Source organism: Bifidobacterium vansinderenii, from assembly GCF_002234915.1.
Taxonomy (GTDB): domain Bacteria; phylum Actinomycetota; class Actinomycetes; order Actinomycetales; family Bifidobacteriaceae; genus Galliscardovia; species Galliscardovia vansinderenii.
This window is the reverse complement of the sequence record NZ_NEWD01000004.1, coordinates 134,339-149,711: the sequence shown is the minus strand read 5'-3', so window position 1 is coordinate 149,711 and position 15,373 is coordinate 134,339. Positions and strand designations below refer to the sequence as shown.

13 protein-coding genes, 1 tRNA gene and 2 pseudogenes are annotated in these 15,373 nt (G+C 61.8%); 5 read left to right on the top strand and 11 right to left on the bottom strand.

All coding sequences use genetic code 11. The annotated features are described in order from the left end of the window. The first annotated feature begins 84 nt into the window (after nt 1-84). Nucleotides 85-1,257 carry a cystathionine gamma-synthase gene (locus tag Tam10B_RS01715; protein ID WP_093959544.1) on the top strand — a complete coding sequence of 391 codons (1,173 nt, stop codon included), beginning with the start codon at nt 85-87 and terminating at the stop codon, nt 1,255-1,257. A 414-nt stretch (nt 1,258-1,671) separates the two neighbouring features. Here the strand turns inward: Tam10B_RS01715 and Tam10B_RS13470 are convergent, their stop codons facing one another. From Tam10B_RS13470 to Tam10B_RS01695, 5 genes and pseudogenes are all read right to left on the bottom strand, one after another. Then, nucleotides 1,672-2,058: an ABC-2 transporter permease gene (locus Tam10B_RS13470; protein WP_233133550.1), complete on the bottom strand. Its 387-nt coding sequence runs from the start codon at nt 2,056-2,058 to the stop codon at nt 1,672-1,674. Nucleotides 2,059-2,071: 13 nt separating this feature from the next. Beyond that, nucleotides 2,072-2,572, bottom strand: a pseudogene (locus Tam10B_RS13465) (UTP--glucose-1-phosphate uridylyltransferase); the annotation flags it as partial. Nucleotides 2,573-3,021: 449 nt separating this feature from the next. Further along, nucleotides 3,022-3,546 carry an MFS transporter gene (locus Tam10B_RS13460; RefSeq protein WP_233133535.1) on the bottom strand — a complete coding sequence of 175 codons (525 nt, stop codon included), beginning with the start codon at nt 3,544-3,546 and terminating at the stop codon, nt 3,022-3,024. A 148-nt stretch (nt 3,547-3,694) separates the two neighbouring features. Next, nucleotides 3,695-4,102, bottom strand: a pseudogene (locus Tam10B_RS13780) (MFS transporter); the annotation flags it as partial. A gap of 222 nt (nt 4,103-4,324) precedes the next feature. Continuing rightward, the gene (locus tag Tam10B_RS01695) at nt 4,325-4,870 is read right to left on the bottom strand and encodes a TetR/AcrR family transcriptional regulator (RefSeq protein WP_093959541.1); all 546 of its coding nucleotides are present in this window, start codon (nt 4,868-4,870) and stop codon (nt 4,325-4,327) included. A 184-nt stretch (nt 4,871-5,054) separates the two neighbouring features. Between Tam10B_RS01695 and Tam10B_RS01690 the strand changes: the two genes are divergently transcribed. The 3 genes from Tam10B_RS01690 (at nt 5,055) to Tam10B_RS01680 (ending at nt 8,099) form a co-directional block, all read left to right on the top strand. Then, on the top strand, nt 5,055-6,467 hold the full coding sequence (locus tag Tam10B_RS01690) for a DHA2 family efflux MFS transporter permease subunit (protein ID WP_143248499.1): 1,413 nt from the start codon (nt 5,055-5,057) through the stop codon (nt 6,465-6,467). A gap of 48 nt (nt 6,468-6,515) precedes the next feature. Beyond that, on the top strand, nt 6,516-7,535 hold the full coding sequence (locus Tam10B_RS01685) for a lipocalin-like domain-containing protein (protein ID WP_093959539.1): 1,020 nt from the start codon (nt 6,516-6,518) through the stop codon (nt 7,533-7,535). A 276-nt stretch (nt 7,536-7,811) separates the two neighbouring features. Beyond that, a complete protein-coding gene (locus tag Tam10B_RS01680) occupies nt 7,812-8,099 on the top strand; it encodes a hypothetical protein (RefSeq protein WP_093959538.1) in 288 nt (95 codons plus the stop codon). 95 nt (nt 8,100-8,194) lie between these two features. On the opposite strand, the gene Tam10B_RS01675 is transcribed toward Tam10B_RS01680, so the two are convergent. From Tam10B_RS01675 to Tam10B_RS01650, 6 genes are all read right to left on the bottom strand, one after another. Next, a tRNA-Pro gene (locus tag Tam10B_RS01675) sits at nt 8,195-8,268 on the bottom strand. 97 nt (nt 8,269-8,365) lie between these two features. Then, on the bottom strand, nt 8,366-9,013 hold the full coding sequence (locus tag Tam10B_RS01670) for a class I SAM-dependent methyltransferase (RefSeq protein ID WP_093959537.1): 648 nt from the start codon (nt 9,011-9,013) through the stop codon (nt 8,366-8,368). A 77-nt stretch (nt 9,014-9,090) separates the two neighbouring features. Next, nucleotides 9,091-10,392 carry an IS607 family element RNA-guided endonuclease TnpB gene (tnpB, locus tag Tam10B_RS01665; RefSeq protein ID WP_093959536.1) on the bottom strand — a complete coding sequence of 434 codons (1,302 nt, stop codon included), beginning with the start codon at nt 10,390-10,392 and terminating at the stop codon, nt 9,091-9,093. Continuing rightward, nucleotides 10,385-10,966 (bottom strand): IS607 family transposase, encoded by a 582-nt coding sequence (locus tag Tam10B_RS01660; RefSeq protein ID WP_093959535.1) that lies wholly within the window; start codon nt 10,964-10,966, stop codon nt 10,385-10,387. The genes tnpB and Tam10B_RS01660 overlap by 8 nt, the downstream gene beginning before the upstream one ends. Before the next feature lie 159 nt (nt 10,967-11,125). Then, nucleotides 11,126-13,273, bottom strand: coding sequence for a bifunctional cytidylate kinase/GTPase Der (gene der, locus Tam10B_RS01655; RefSeq protein WP_093959534.1), 2,148 nt, complete (start codon nt 13,271-13,273; stop codon nt 11,126-11,128). Further along, on the bottom strand, nt 13,270-14,052 hold the full coding sequence (locus Tam10B_RS01650) for a pseudouridine synthase (RefSeq protein WP_093959533.1): 783 nt from the start codon (nt 14,050-14,052) through the stop codon (nt 13,270-13,272). Before Tam10B_RS01650 ends, der begins: the two co-directional genes overlap by 4 nt. 149 nt (nt 14,053-14,201) lie before the next feature. Here Tam10B_RS01650 and Tam10B_RS01645 point away from each other — a divergent pair, with 149 nt between their 5' ends. Further along, nucleotides 14,202-15,308 (top strand): MIP/aquaporin family protein, encoded by a 1,107-nt coding sequence (locus tag Tam10B_RS01645; protein ID WP_093959532.1) that lies wholly within the window; start codon nt 14,202-14,204, stop codon nt 15,306-15,308. The last annotated feature ends 65 nt before the right edge of the window (nt 15,309-15,373 follow it).

Genomic DNA, 15,373 nt, shown 5'->3' with positions numbered 1-15,373 from the left:
GCGTGGCCGGACACCTTCCCCTCAAGGGGAAGGACAAGTATTAGACCTATTAAACAAACACAACACCATAAAGGAAACCAGATCATGACCATCGACTTCACCGCAACGCAGCTCGCCACCCGCGCCATCCACGCCGGCCAGGAACCCGACCCGATCACCGGCGCAGTCGTCCCGCCGCTCTACCTGACCTCCACGTTCAAGCAGGACGGCGTCGGCCAGCTGCGCCACGGCTACGACTACAGCCGTTCGGTGAACCCCACGCGCGACTCCTTCGACACCCAGCTCGCCGCGATCGAAGGCGGCAAGTACGCGCTCGCCTTCTCGTCCGGACTCGCCGCGATCGACGTGCTGCTGCGCTCCACCCTCAAGCCCGGCGACCGCGTGCTGCTCGGCAACGACGTGTACGGCGGTACCTACCGACTGCTGAGCAAGGTGTTCGTACCGTGGGGCATCGGCCTCGACGTGGTCGACATCTCCGACCCCGACGCCGTGCGCGATGCTCTGGAATCCAACGACTACGCGTACATCTGGGTGGAGACCCCGTCGAACCCGATGCTGCGCGTCACCGACATCGAACTCACCGCCGACATCGCTCACAAGCACGGCACCAAGATCGTGGTGGACAACACGTTCGCCTCGCCTGTACTCCAGCACCCGCTCGAACTCGGCGCCGACGCCGTGGTTTACTCCACCACCAAGTACATCGGCGGCCACTCCGACGTGGTCGGCGGCGCGATCGTGCTCAACGACGAGGAGGTGCGCGACCAGGTGGCGTTCCTGCAGAACTCCGCCGGCGCCGTGCCCGGACCATTCGACTCCTGGCTGCAGACCCGCGGTCTCAAGACCCTCGAACTGCGCGTGAAGCGCCACAGTGCCAACGCGCTCGCCATCGCCGAGCACCTGGCCGCCCGCCCCGAAGTGGAGCGCGTGCTCTATCCGGGCCTCGAATCGCACCCCGGCCACGAGATCGCCGCCCGCCAGATGCACGGCGGATTCGGCGGCGTGGTCTCCGTGCAGCTGGCCGCCGGTCGTGACGCGGCGCTCAAGTTCGCCGCCGGCACCGAGATCTTCACGCTGGCCGAATCGCTGGGCGGCGTGGAATCGCTGATCGAACACCCGGCCGCCATGACCCACGCGTCCGTCTCCGGCACCACCCTGCAGGTGCCCGACAACCTGATCCGCCTGTCCGTGGGCGTGGAGAACGTGGACGATCTGATCGCCGACCTCGACCAGGCGCTCGAGCGCAGCGCGCAGTAAGTAGGCAAGCGGGGATGGAAGGTCCGCGGGAATGGGGGATTTCCGCGGACCGGGCTCCCTGGCTTTTGGGGGATTTTTTCTTACTCGCAATGGGGTGAAGCCCTCCCTCAGTCCGCCTACGGCGGCCAGCTCCCTCCCTCGGAGGGAGCACCAAGCGATCGTCGGTACCCACACCACCATGTTCGCTCTGTCCGCAGCTCCCTCCCTCGGAGGGAGCACCAAGCGATGGCACCTGTGTGCTCCCTCCAGGGGAGGGAGCTGTCACGCCGAACGGCGTGACTGAGGGAGGGGTCCAGTTGTAACTGAGGGAGGGGTCCAGCCTCTACGCGCCTACAAACACCATGACGATCTCGTCATCGTCCCGCACGCACCCATATCGCACATCGTGCTGTTCCCGCACATCGCGTCGTCGCGCTAGCCCAGCACCTTGGTCTTGCTGAGGGTGGCGATGGACTTGGCATTGAAGCTGATGAGCGGCTTGCGCAGCACCAGACCGAGCAGCAGCATCGGCAGCACGAACGCCAGCAGACGGCCCATCGAAATCCAATAATCATTGCCGTAGATGCCGGCGATGGCGGAACGGAACGCATCCACCGCGTGCGTGGCCGGCAGGAACGGATGCACGTTCTGGAAGAACTCCGGCAGCATGGCCACCGGGAACGCGCCGCCCGCACCGGTGATCTGCATCACCATGATCAGCACGCACAACGCCTTGCCCGGATTGCCGAACGACACGACCAGCGTGTACACGATGAACGCGAACACCAGCGACGTGGTCCAGCCGGTCAGCATGAACAGCATCGGATGCTCGCACTGGATGCTCTACGGGGGCACCGGTGGCGGCGTCGATCTTCGGCTCCACATGCTGGATGATCTCCATGGGGATGTCTTCCTGATGGAAGCGGCGGTTGTGGTGCAGCACGGCCATGGATTCCTTTGACGTGCGGAAGGAGTTCATCAGCGTCAGCGGCAGCTGCACGTTCTCGCGGGTGCGCGCCGTGATGACCTGGCCCAGAATGATGTCGAGGAAGCGCATGCGCTTCGCCTTGTGACGGCGGACGGGCAGGAGCGACTTCGGACCTGCGAGACCCATCGAGGTTCCCAGACCGCCATTGAGCTTGAGGAATGCGGTCTTGCGGAACGCCTCAAGCGCCTTGTCGTGATCGATGGTGTGGTGGATGTCGCGCACGGCCGGAATGTCGGTCAGAGGCTCAACGTCCTCTTCGCGGATCCACTCGGACTGATCGGCCTGCCATGTGCGGTAGAGTCGCTCGAACTGCGAAATGGCGATCTCGCTCATGCCATGTTCGCGCATCTTGGCGGCGGACAGGCTAAATGAATCGTTGGACACGGTTCCCCTTTCGTTTGGACACAGGATTTCATTTTATAGGACAAAAGCGAATAAGGGGGTATGGTTTGTCAAAAAAGACGGCTGTCGTTCACCGTCCGTTGGTTTTGAGGCAAAATCATGAGATCCGGAAACGATGGGAGGCGGCAATGTCGGCGTCCTCTTGATTCCGTCTGCGGGAATACAAAAAACCCGGAATCATTGTGATTCCGGGCTAATTGGTCGGACCGGCGGGATTTGAACCCGCGACCCCTTGTTATTTTGAAGGGTTGATTTGCTCGGTTTCCGAGGACTTCATTAGGTGCGTTTTCGTTGCAATGACGCCGTTTTGACGACTTTCGTGAGATTTCGCTGATTATAGTAGCCCACCGACCTGGCTAGCACCATTGCGTCGTAGGGTGTTTCGCCGAGCATGGTCATCGCCCCGCTTCCTTATTCCGTCCGATGATGATGCCGATGGCGGTCTGCGCGACGGCTAGTATGGCCAGCATGATGAGCACCGTCCGCCATCCCGAGGTGATGTCGTAGATCGTTCCGGCCAACGTGGGACCGACTGCGGCGAGTAGGTATCCGACGCATTGAGCCATGCCCGACAGTTGCGTCGTCTCCTCGGTGGTCGAGGTCTTCAATCCGATCAATGAGAGTGCCACGACCAGAGAGCATCCCGAGCCGATGCTGGCGACGATGATCCACAGCAGATCGAGCCGCGGTGCGAATGCCAGTCCGAGTGCACCGATGGCCAATGGCACGCTGGCGACGACAACGGCGGCGACCTGGCTGTCGCCCTTCAACAGCACGGGGATGAGCAGTCCCATGACGATACCGACGAGCTGGAAGACCGCCAGATGCCAGCCGGTCCGGTCGGCGGGCACCCCGAAGGAGACCTCGATGGTGGGCAGCCAGGTGACGCACACGTAATAGTTCACAGATTGCAGCCCCATGAACAGGGTGACAGCCCATGCCTCCGGCCTTTTTCCACATGGAGACGCGGAGTCGGGTCTCCGATGCCGTACTCTGTCGGCTGCGGGGCTGCTCATCGGCGGCGGTCTTCGCAGCCGGGGTCGTCCTTTGCGCATTCGCCCGTGAACGCCATAGCCACAGCAGCGTGACGATTCCGGCGGGAATGGCCCAGATGCCGAGCGTGCCCTGCCACCCGATTGCATCGGACAGGGGCAATGTCACGGCCGAGGCGAACGCGGCCATGCCGGTCATGCATGCGGAGTATATGCCGGTGGCAAGTGATGTGTGACCGGGGTAATCGCGTTTGACTATGGCCGGCACCAGAACGTTGCCCACCGCGATCGAGCAGCCGATGACGAGCGTGCCGGTCCACAATCCGATGGTGCCACATGCCGAACGGATTACGATGCCGAGCGTCAGGAACGCCATTGCGGCCAGCACGGTGCGTTCGATGCCGAGGCGTTCGGCGGCCCGGTGCACCATCGGGGAGACAACGGCGAACGCGAGGATGGGCAACGAGCCGAGCAGACCCTGCATCGTCGCGTTGAGATGTTCGGACGCCCCTATCCGTGGCAGCAGCGGGCCGACGGATGTGAGTGGGGCTCGCAGATTCAGCGCGACGACGAAGACCAGCGCGGTCAGTATCGATGCGGCGAATCGCGATGCCGACGATGGGATGTGATGATGTTCTGTTATCTGTTCCATGATGATTGAGAGTATCCGTGTGATGATGCCGTTGATTCGTATAGGGGGTGTTCGTTATCGTCCGTCGGGGATCCGAGCGGCGATGGCGTTGAGGTTTTCGACGACAGCCGCGATGATCTCGTCGTCGCTTTGTCCGCCTTCCAGCTTGAGCAGGCCAAGCGAGTGGAGGGCCCCGGCGATGGAGAAGACGGCGGCGATGCGCTCGCGCTCGTTCGCTGCTCGGGCGGAGTAACGTTCGACGAGCATCGATTCGATTTTGCGGAACATGACTTCGGGGCGGCCTGCGAACAGGACGCGCAGATCGTCGATCTGGCTGTCGATGGCCGGTCTCCAGCCATTGAGGAATGCGGGTGGATCGGACAGGATCTTGTCCTTGTCGGGGTAATGCTCCAGCATCGCGTCGATGGTCTCGTCCTCAAGCTTGTCGTTGAGGTCGTATACGTCGAGGTAATGCTTGTAGAACGTGCTCGGGTTGACGAGCGCAAGGTCGCAGATGTCCTTGACCTTGACCTTCGAGACCGGAACTCCTGATGCTCGTAGGCGCAGAAACGCCTCGCGGATTGCCTTGCGGGTTTTGACGATGCGCAGATCGGTCACCATGCTCCTTTCGTTCTGCCGGTAGCGTCATTCCTGCTCCGTCCATAAGCCGCGTGTTATTCGACGATTCAGGCAAATCGTCGAATAAGCGAGAAATGTCGCATATCGGTGGTTGTCATCCGTTGCGTTTCGATAATAATTGATGCTCGTTGAATAATCAATAACTATTGTTTATCGGAGTGTTATTGTGAAACTTGGCATCAACAGAAAACAATGGATCATGGTCATCGTGCTGCTCATGGGCACATTGCTGGCCGTGCTCAACATGTCGGTGGTCACGCCGGCACTGCCGTCCATCATGAAGGATCTCGGGGTGGATTCCACCACCGTTCAGTGGCTGTCCAGCGGCTATTCTCTGGTCGAGGCGATGGTCATCCCGCTCGCAGCGTTCCTCATGGGACGCTTCTCCACCCGCAGACTGTTCATTGGATGCATCTCATTGTTCGCGGCCGGCAGTCTCGTCGCCGCATTCGCGTCGACCTTCCCCCTGCTCATGGTCGGCCGGGTGCTGCAGGCCCTGTGCACCGGTGCGATCATGCCGATGGTCACCGCGGTGATCCTGCTCGTGTTCCCCAAGGAAAGCCGCGGTACGGCAATGGGCATCACAGGACTCGTCGTCGGGTTCGCCCCGGCGCTCGGCCCGTCCGTCTCCGGCGTGATCATCGACTCGTTCGGCTGGCGCACGCTGTTCGTCATCATGGCGGCAGTCTCGCTGATCGTCATCGCGTTGGCCGCCGTCTACCTGCGTAACTTCGACGGCTTCCAACCGGGTGCGTTCGACCTTGTCTCCGTGCTGCTCTCCTCGGTCGGTCTGGCATGCCTGTTGTACGGGCTGTCCACGTTCACGTCCACCGGCAACATGATGCTCACCGTCTCGCTGATCGTCGTTGGCGTGCTGCTCGTGGCCGTGTTCGTGCGCCGACAGCTCAAGGCGAAGGAACCGATGCTGCGCGTCGGAATCCTCGCCAACCGCACCTACGCGCATTCGGTGATCATCGTGGCATGCATGCAGGCGGCCCTCATGGGTTGCAACGTCATGGTGCCGATGTTCATCCAGACCGTGCTCGGCGCATCCGCCACCGCCAGCGGGCTCGCCATGCTTCCCGGCGCCCTCATCGGCGCATGCTGCGGTATCGTCTCAGGCCGCATGTTCGACAAATACGGCATCCGCAAGGTCGCCCTGCCCGGCCTGACGGTCATGACCATCGGCGGCGTGCTTATGGCTCTGCTCGGCGCGGACGCCTCGGTCATCCTCACGGCATGCGCCTATACCGTGCTCTACGCGGGACTCATGTTCGCCATGACCCCGGTGAACACCTGGGGCATCAACGCACTCGACAACGAAAACATCGGACACGCGCAAAGCGTGACCAACACCGTCGGACAGATCGCCTCCTCGATGGGCACAGCCCTCATCGTATCCATCTCCGCGCTGTCCACCACCCTCGCGCCCACCGCCACCGGACACGCGCAATCCATACTCGGCTCGACGCTGGCATTCTCCGCCATCGCGGTCATCCTCGCGGCCGCCCTCGTCACAGCGCTTCTGGCGACTCGAACGCGCCGAGGCACGACGAAACGGACTCTCGTCGGACAGTGACCGAAACGACAACGTATCAACAGACACGGAACCAAAACGAAACGAGACATGATGAACAACACGAACAACTCGCTGACCCACAACATCCGTACCTTCCACCACGGCACCGAACCGCTGGTGGATCCCATCCAAGACACATTCATACGCACCGACAAAGTCGGCAACTCATGGTTCTGGGTCGGTCATTTCGAGACGGGCGGCCACACCCTTAACTTCATGTACCATGTCAGCGTCCTGCAGTTCTCCAAATACCTGCCGGTGCGCATGATCAACAGCGTGCTGTCCATCACCGATGAGACCGGACGCATCTACCGTCACGAAGACCGCTTTTACAAGGTCAGGCGAGGACAGGTCGCAGGCCAGGGACTGCACATCCACACCGACAAGGACGTCATCGAAGGCGACCTCGACAACATGCGCATCGCATCGGCCATGCCGGACGGATCCATCTACCTCGACCTGCACGGCACCGGATACCCACTCTACAGTCTCGGTACCGGCTACTTCCAGATCGCCGGAGTGGCCAACTACCAATACTCGTTCCCGCACATGGCTGCCAAAGGCGTCATCACTCTCGACGGCCAGCGCCACGAGGTGGAGGGAATGGTATGGATGGACCGTCAGTTCGCCGGCATGCCCAAAGGCAGAAGCCTCAAGGACGGCTACAACTGCAAATGGCTGTGGATGAACCTCTGCTTCGATAACGATCCCGACGTGATCAGCCTATGGGGTGTAACCGAACTGGCCACGGGCAGCGAACATTGCTGGGCCAGCGTCCTGCATGAGGACGGCACCCAATCTTCCGCCGGCGTGGATCCGATGGTCGGCGACTCCTTCAACGTATGGGAAAGTCCTGTGACCGGCATGAAATACCCAACCGGATGGACTATCTCCATCCCTGAATGGGAAGCGAAACTCATCGTTACATCCATCATGGACGAACAGGAAATCGCTTCGCCGAACCCCTCAGGGCGCAAATACGAAGGCGCAAGCCAAGTGGTCGGCACTTACCGAGGCCACTCGGTAACGGGCCACTGCTGCCTCGAACTCGTCGGAGGATGGAACTAACAACACCGGCCCATTTTCCGAAAAACACCGGCATCGGTCCAATTCCGCCAACCCGCCGAAGAAAGCCACAACCCGACGAACCGGTGAACAACAAGGGATTTGGAATGGGCGTTGAATAGCCTTTCGGGGGCTCTCGCACAAGTTAAGCCCGTCTCGCGCATAACACGAGACGGGCTTAACTTTTATTTAGCTTCACTGTCTTTGCTGAGCTTGCCGCCGAACGCTTGGTTCACCAAGGTGTAGACGACTTATGCGACGCCGATCGACCATGGCGGCGTGTTGCGCGTCATCGGCAAACCACGCAAGCAGTGGAGACTCGCCGTCGTCTACATCCGGCGTGACCGTCTGACGAACTTCCGCGTCAGAAAGGTGTTCGATCCGAAGGTGCTGCGTTGCATGGCGAGAGACGAAGGACAGGACCGGCCGCGGCCGGGAAGGTTCAGCATCTGGTGGGGCAGGAACGAGGAAGCCCACAAACGGGTCGAGGAACAAGCGGCCTACTACAATCAGGACATCTATTCGGTCAGACAACGCGAACGGCACCCCTCAACAAAAACCGTGTGAAGAAACTGTGGAGTAGGCTTCGCGTCGGATAAACGCGGGCCGTGCGGCCTCAAGATACAAAAAACCCGGAATCATTGTGATTCCGGGTTAATTAGTCGGACCGGCGGGATTTGAACCCGCGACCCCTTGACCCCCAGTCAAGTGCGCTACCAAACTGCGCTACGGTCCGATGTTGCCGTGGCAACGAGTAGATAATCTAGCACAGCATTTTCGGTAATGCAAAATCGTGTGTCGCAATCGGAGTGTTGCAAGGAATTGCAACGATTTTATTCATACCGTATGAGTTCGCTGGCCACCATGCAGGTGGTGTCGTCGGTCAATACGCCGTCGATCGCCTGCCGATCGAACAACTCATCAACCCACGAGCGATAGGATCCATAATCAGGATCGTTCGGCAACGGACTGTGCGAATGCGAGTCCATGTAGGCGTGCCACGACTCCTTCGTGTAGCGGATGGAGTTGGGGAATGAGCGAACGGTAGGATTCCGGAAGAACGAGTTTCTGGTGTCTTCGAAGTGCTGGATGCTGCCCGTGATGACATCCCCGTGCTCGTCTCGCCGATCTTGCCTCATCGCCGAGTCGAAGGATGTGACGTTGTACAGAGAAATCAGCAGGTACCGTCCGCCGCGTGCGATGCGTCGGCATTCGGTCGCGAACGTCTTGGGATCGAACCAGTGAAGCGCCTGCGCAACCGTGATCACATCCACACTGCGTGCCGGAAGGGTGGTGTCGTCGGCCGTGCCGTCGACGACCGTCACGGTGGTGATCCCCCGTGTACGACCAGCCAGTTCCGCGCGCATGTCCGCGTCGGGCTCGATCGCGTATATCGGCCGGCCAAGTCTAGCCAGAGGAATGGTGAGCTTGCCCGTGCCGGCGCCGATGTCCGCGATCGTCTGCATATTGTCGCCGATCATCGTTCCGGGTTCATACCGGACCAATTCGTCGATGTACCGGATCGCCTCTGCGGGATAATCAGGCCTTCCGTTGCAAGTTAGTTTGTTCTAGCTTGTAGGACGCTCTTGCGGGCGTCCGCTCCAAGTCTTATACGGCTGTCGCCGTTGCTTGGTTCGCACTTCACCGGGTCCTGCGTTGCGCGACGCGAGGCGTCGTTCCGTCTTCCGGTCCCTCCATGCGCGTTTAGGGTCTCCGGGGCACTCCCGGCGACCTGGATGTTGACGGCCGCGTTCAGGTCACGGTCGATGGTCAGTCCGCAGTCTTCGCACCGGTAGGTTCGCTCGCTTAGGGAGAGCTTGGCTTTCACGCTCCCGCAGTTCGAGCAGCGTTTCGAGCTGGGATACCAGCGGTCGATGACGTGCAGTCTCGCGCCCGTGCGGACGGTCTTGTACTCCAATTGGCGGCGCAGCTCGGCGAACGACACGTCCATGACGGCCTTGGCGAGCCGGTGGTTTTTGACCATGCCGGCCACGTTCAGATCCTCGATCGAGATGTCCGAGTACGTGGATGCGAGCATCGTGGTGAGCCTGTGCAGCAGGTCACGGCGTTGGTTGGCGACGCGGGCGTGCAGCCGGGCGACCCGCTCGCGCGCGTCGCGCCTCCGATGTGATCCTTTCGTTTTGCGGCTCAACGACTTCTGCGTGTGCTTCAATCGACGTTCGCCGGCCCTGAGCGCATGCGGATTCGGGATGACGGTGCCGTCCGAGAGCGTCGCCAGGGTCCTGACGCCCAGGTCGATGCCGACCGCCTCGCCCCTTGGCGGGCGGATGGGTCTCACGTCCGGTCGTTCCACGGTCAGGGACGCGTACCAGCGGCCCGCATGCCGGCTGACGGTCATGCGCAGCACCCTCGCGCCTCCGACCCGTTTCGTAACGTTCTCCATGCAGTGGACACGCCCGATGCGTGGCAGCCTCAGCGCCTTCGGGTCATCCCCGACGAGGCCGAATGACCCGGTCGTGTACGCGAAGCGGGGTGCCGCCTTGTCCTTCGTCTTGAACTTCGGGAACCCGACCTTGCGGCCTTTGCGTCGGCCCTTCCGGCTTTTTGACCAGTTCGACAGCGCGTCGGCCAATGCCTCGAGACCGCTGTTGTATGCCTCCTTGCTGTTCTCCCGCCACCATGGCATGCCGTCCGCGTCCACGGCCAGCGCGTCCTTATTCGCGTTCCACCAGCGACGCAGCGCGTACAGCGACCACTCCGGCTTTCCCTTGGATTCCAGCACGTCCCTGACGTGGGCGAGCCCCGCGTTGAACGCGAACCGGGCCGCGCCCGCATGCGACATGAGCCCGCGCTCCTGCGCGGGAGTGGGGTCCAATGCGACCCTGACCGCCTCAAGCATTCTCCGCCGCCTTCAACGCGGCCCTCGCCTTGCTCCTCGCCGCGCGACGCCCATACAGGCGCGCGCAGAACGAGGTCAGCACCTCAGTCATGTCGCGTACCAGATCATCGTCGAGCTCCGTATCATCCACGACGATGAGACGGCGGCCCTGCGCCTTCAACGCGGATTCGACCAGTCCCGCGTTCATGCGGGTCAGCCGATCACGATGCTCCACGATGATGGTACCCACGTCCGGGTCGGCGAGAATCCGGTTGAGCTTGCGACGCCTGTCGTCCACGCCCGAACCGGTCTCCATGACCACCCGGATGTCCGACGCCCCCAGGTTGATGGCGAACGCCTTCAACCGGTCCGCCTGCCGTTGCAGATCCGCCTTCCGGTCCGCGGATGACACTCGCGCGTAGCATACGGTGCGCGAGCCCGCGACGGGAGTGTCGGCCCTCTCGTATTTCGGGTCGTGGATCAGCCACACGCCCCCGGAACGCTCGAACGGCACGGGCATACGATTCTCACGACACCACTTCCACACCGTCTGCTCGTTCAAACCCTCACGGGCCGCCCATTCCCTGACACGCATGAACAAATCATAACACTGGCGAACAAAGAAAAACAAGCCAATAACACAACAGGCGACAACCCCATGATCCCAGCATAGGTGCGTTCGCGCGAATATGAGAAACGCCCCTGTCCCATGCAGGCATGGGACAGGGGCGGTCAGTGATCGGTCTTCACACGATCACTTGCGGCGCTTCTTCTCCCTGATCTTCACAGAGATCTGGATCGGAGAGCCTTCGAAGCCGAACTCCTCACGCAGGCTGCGCTCGATGTAACGACGGTAGCCGTGCTCAAGGAAGCCGGTCGCGAAGATCACGAAACGCGGAGGACGGTTCGACGCCTGAGTGGCGAAGAGGATGCGAGGCTGCTTGCCTCCACGCAGCGGATGCGGATGCGCGGCCTGCAGCTGGCCGAGGAACGAGTTGAGCTTGCCCGTGGGCACGCGCTTGTCCCAGGAGTCCAGAGCGGTGCGCATGGCCTTGGCCAGGCGGTTGGTGTGCCATCCGGTCTTGGCGGACAGGTTGACGCGCTGCGCCCACGTGACACGATCGAACTCGGTGGCCCACAGACGTTCGACACGCTGCCGGCCGAACTCGTCGAGTGCGTCCCACTTGTTGAACACCAGTACGACGGCTCGGCCGGCGTCCACGGCCTGGCTCATCACCTTGAGGTCCTGATCCGAGATCGGCTGCGACACGTCGAACAGTACCAGGGCGAGTTCGGAACGCTCCAGGGCGGCCTGCGTGCGCAACGTCGAATAGTATTCGGCTCCCGACAGCTTGTGCAGGCGGCGCTTGATACCGGCCGTGTCGATGAACAGCCAGTCCTCGCCGTCTACGGCCACGATCTCATCGACCGGGTCGCGCGTGGTGCCGGCAAGATCGTTGACCACGGCACGGTCCTCACCGGCCAGACGGTTCAGCAGGGACGACTTGCCCACGTTCGGACGGCCGACCAGCGCGACACGACGCAGATGCGACGGCGTGAGCAGACCGGAGGTCTTCTCGGCCTTCTTCAGCTTGTCCAGCGCGGCATCGAGCAGATCGCCCACTCCCCTGCCATGCATGGCGGAGACCGAGTACGGTTCGCCCATACCCAGCTTCCAGAAGTCGGCGGCGAGATACTCGTTAGCCTGGGAGTCGACCTTGTTGACGGCCAACGTCACGGGCTTGCCGGACTTGCGCAGCATCCTGACGATACGTTCGTCGCTGGCGGTCATGCCCACCAGTCCATCGACCACCAGCACCACGGCGTCGGCCATCTGCACGGCGATCTCGGCCTGGTTGGCGATCGACGATTCGATGCCTTCGACGTCCGCCTCCCAGCCGCCGGTGTCGACGAGCTTGAAATCGGTGCCCGCCCATTCCGCGTCGTAGCTGACACGGTCTCGGGTCACGCCGGGAGTATCCTCCACCACGGCGGCACGACGGCCCAGAATACGGTTGACCAGCGTGGACTTACCCACGTTCGGGCGGCCCACCACAGCCAGCACGCCCACGGCCTTGGGGCCGGTCTCGCGTCCGCCTTCGTGGAATGCGCCGCTGATCAGGCTCTCATCCTCGGCGTCAAGCTCGTAATCGGCAAGATTGGCGGCATAGCTCTCATACGCCTGTGCCTCCATGGCGTCCTCGACCAGTCGCACGAGCACGTCCAGCGTCTCGCCGAAATCCAGATCGGAGTTGTCGACGGTGGTCACGCCGTCGGCGGCGCTCAGGAAGTTGGTGACCTTGGAGTCGGCGCGGTCGCGGGCGGCCACGTCGTCGGTGCCCACACCACCATGTTCGCTCTGTCCGGACTGGGCCGACTGGGCGGCGCGGCGCTGAGCGCGTACCTCCTCGCGGGCGGTCAGCAGCACACGGACCTCGGCATCGGGAGCCACAACGGTGGTGATGTCGCGTCCCTCGGCGACGATTCCGGCGCCGTTCGAGAAGGAATCGGGGCCATCCTCGCCGGCGATGAACGCACGCTGGGCGGCGATCAGCAGACGACGGACGGACGGGATCGAGGACACCACCGAAACATGCGACGAGACTTCGGCGGAACGGATCTCCTCGGCGATGCTTTCGCCGTCGGACATCACATCGGGATCGTCGGGATTCACGGAGATATCGAAATGATCGTCAGTGAAGAACCGGCCCACGGTGGCGGTGATGAGGTCGGCGTCCGGCTGCTCGGCGTCAAGATCCACGCCCTGGTCCAGGCACCACCACGTCGCCGCGCGATACATGGCTCCCGTGTCGAGATACGCGAATCCGAAGTACTTGGCCAGCGCCTTGGACGTGGACGACTTGCCCACACCGGCGGGACCATCGATCGCAACGCGGATCACAGGCCGACCTCCTTCTCCAGGGACTTCACTTCGGTGGCCGACAGCACGCGATACGAACCGGGCTTGAGCTCGCCGAGCTTGATCGGGCCGATCTGCGTACGGATCAGACGGCGGACCGGGAATCCGATCGAGCCAAAGATACGACGGACGATGCGGTTGCGGCCGGAATGCAGCACGACGCGCACCATGGTGAACTCGCGGTTCTGATCCAGGATCGAGCACTTGTCGAGCTTGACCCAGCCGTCATCGAGCTTGACGCCGGTGCGCACCAGACGTCGGCAGACATTGCCGCCCAGACGTCCTTCGACCGTGGCGATGTAGGTCTTCGCCACCTCGTACTTGGGATGCATGACGTGCTGCGACAGCTCGCCATCGTTCGTCATCAGGATCAGACCCTCGGAATCGTAATCGAGCCTGCCCATGTGGAACACGCGCTCGTACTTGTCTCCGATGATGTCGCGCAGCGTCCAGCGTCCCTTCGGATCGCTCATGGTGGACAGCACGCGCTTCGGCTTGTTCAGGGCAAGCGTCACATGATGATCGTCGATGTGAATGCGGGATCCGTCGACGAGGATCTTCTGACGCTTCGGATTGACCCGGGTTCCCAGCTCGGTCACCAGTTCGCCGTCGACCTCCACACGGCCTTCGGTGATGATCTCCTCGCACTTGCGACGGGATCCGAAGCCCGCCTGGGCCAGGACCTTCTGCAGGCGAATATTTTCGGAGTCGCGATCGGAACGCTCGGATGATTTCTTGGAGGATGAATACTGTTCTGGCATCGTTCTCCCAACGTGGCCTTTCATAACTTGCATATCTACTGCTGTTTTTCACAGATGATTCTCAGGAAATCACAGTGATTACATTCTATCGGTACGCCTGAACCACTGGTAGCATATGAGACGTTTTGTCGGACTATCAAAGGACTTTTATGTCACAGACAACCCCGTCGGCACCCGTGAAGGAAGCGGCGCCGGATACCGAGGACACCACCGCGGAACAGCCCGTCGCCAGCATCGATTCCAGTCCTATTTCGACTGACGGTGCGACCTCGCTGAGCAAATCCCCTCTCGCCCGAGCGCTTGCCGAATTTGCCGGCACGTTCCTCATCTGCTTTGCCATCTACACCGTGAGCACGTATGGCACCGTGCTCTATGGCATCAACATCCTGCTCATCGCAGTGCTGACTGGTGCGGCCTATGCCGCGGCCACAGCGGTGTTCTCCCGCTTCTCCGGAGCACATTTCAACCCCGCCGTCACACTGGCCGCCGTGCTAACTTCCCGCATTTCCTGGCTGGATGCGCTGCTGTATCTGGTGGCCCAGGTGCTGGGCGGCATCGCAGCCGGTGCCGTGGCCATCGCCATTCTGCCCACCACCGAAACGGTGACGGCCAAGGCATGGCTCACTTACACGATCAACGGCTTCGATACCACGTCCCTGTCCTATCTGGCGAACAGCACGCTGCAGCAGGCCGGACTGAGCTTCGGATCCACCATGGCCATCGTCGTCGAGGTCGTCATGAGCCTGCTGGTGGTTGCCGCGGCCATCGTGACGATGCGTGAGGACGGCTCTGCACTTCCCAATCGCACGACAGCTATTGGCTTCGCCTATGGTGTCGCCGTCGCCGTCGCCTACCCCATCACCGGGGCCGGCCTCAACCCGGTGCGTTCCACCGGCATCGCCCTGTTCGCTCAGGGCAAGGGATTGACCGTCGAGCCGTTGAGCCAGCTGTGGCTGTTCTGGATCTGCCCGCTGCTTGCCGGTGCCGTCGTGGCTCTGGTCATGCTGCTGAGTTCCACGTTCTCCGAGATGATTGCCAAGAACGCCATGGCCAGGACCGCCGCTGCCGGTCTGGACGTTGCCGAGAGCACCGAGAATGGCGAAGCCGTGGCGGCGGATGCCGGACAGCGGGAGGCGGCCGATATCGAGACCGTTTCCGACGGAACGTCCGCCTCCGAACCGGTGCAGACCGAATCCACGGAATCGGAATCGGCAGACGCGGAATCCGTCACCGGTAAGTCCGAAGCTGTCAAATAGCTTTAACTTTTTGAACGTTTAAGACAAGAAGGCTGTGCACGAGGAGTTCGTGCACAGCCTTCTTG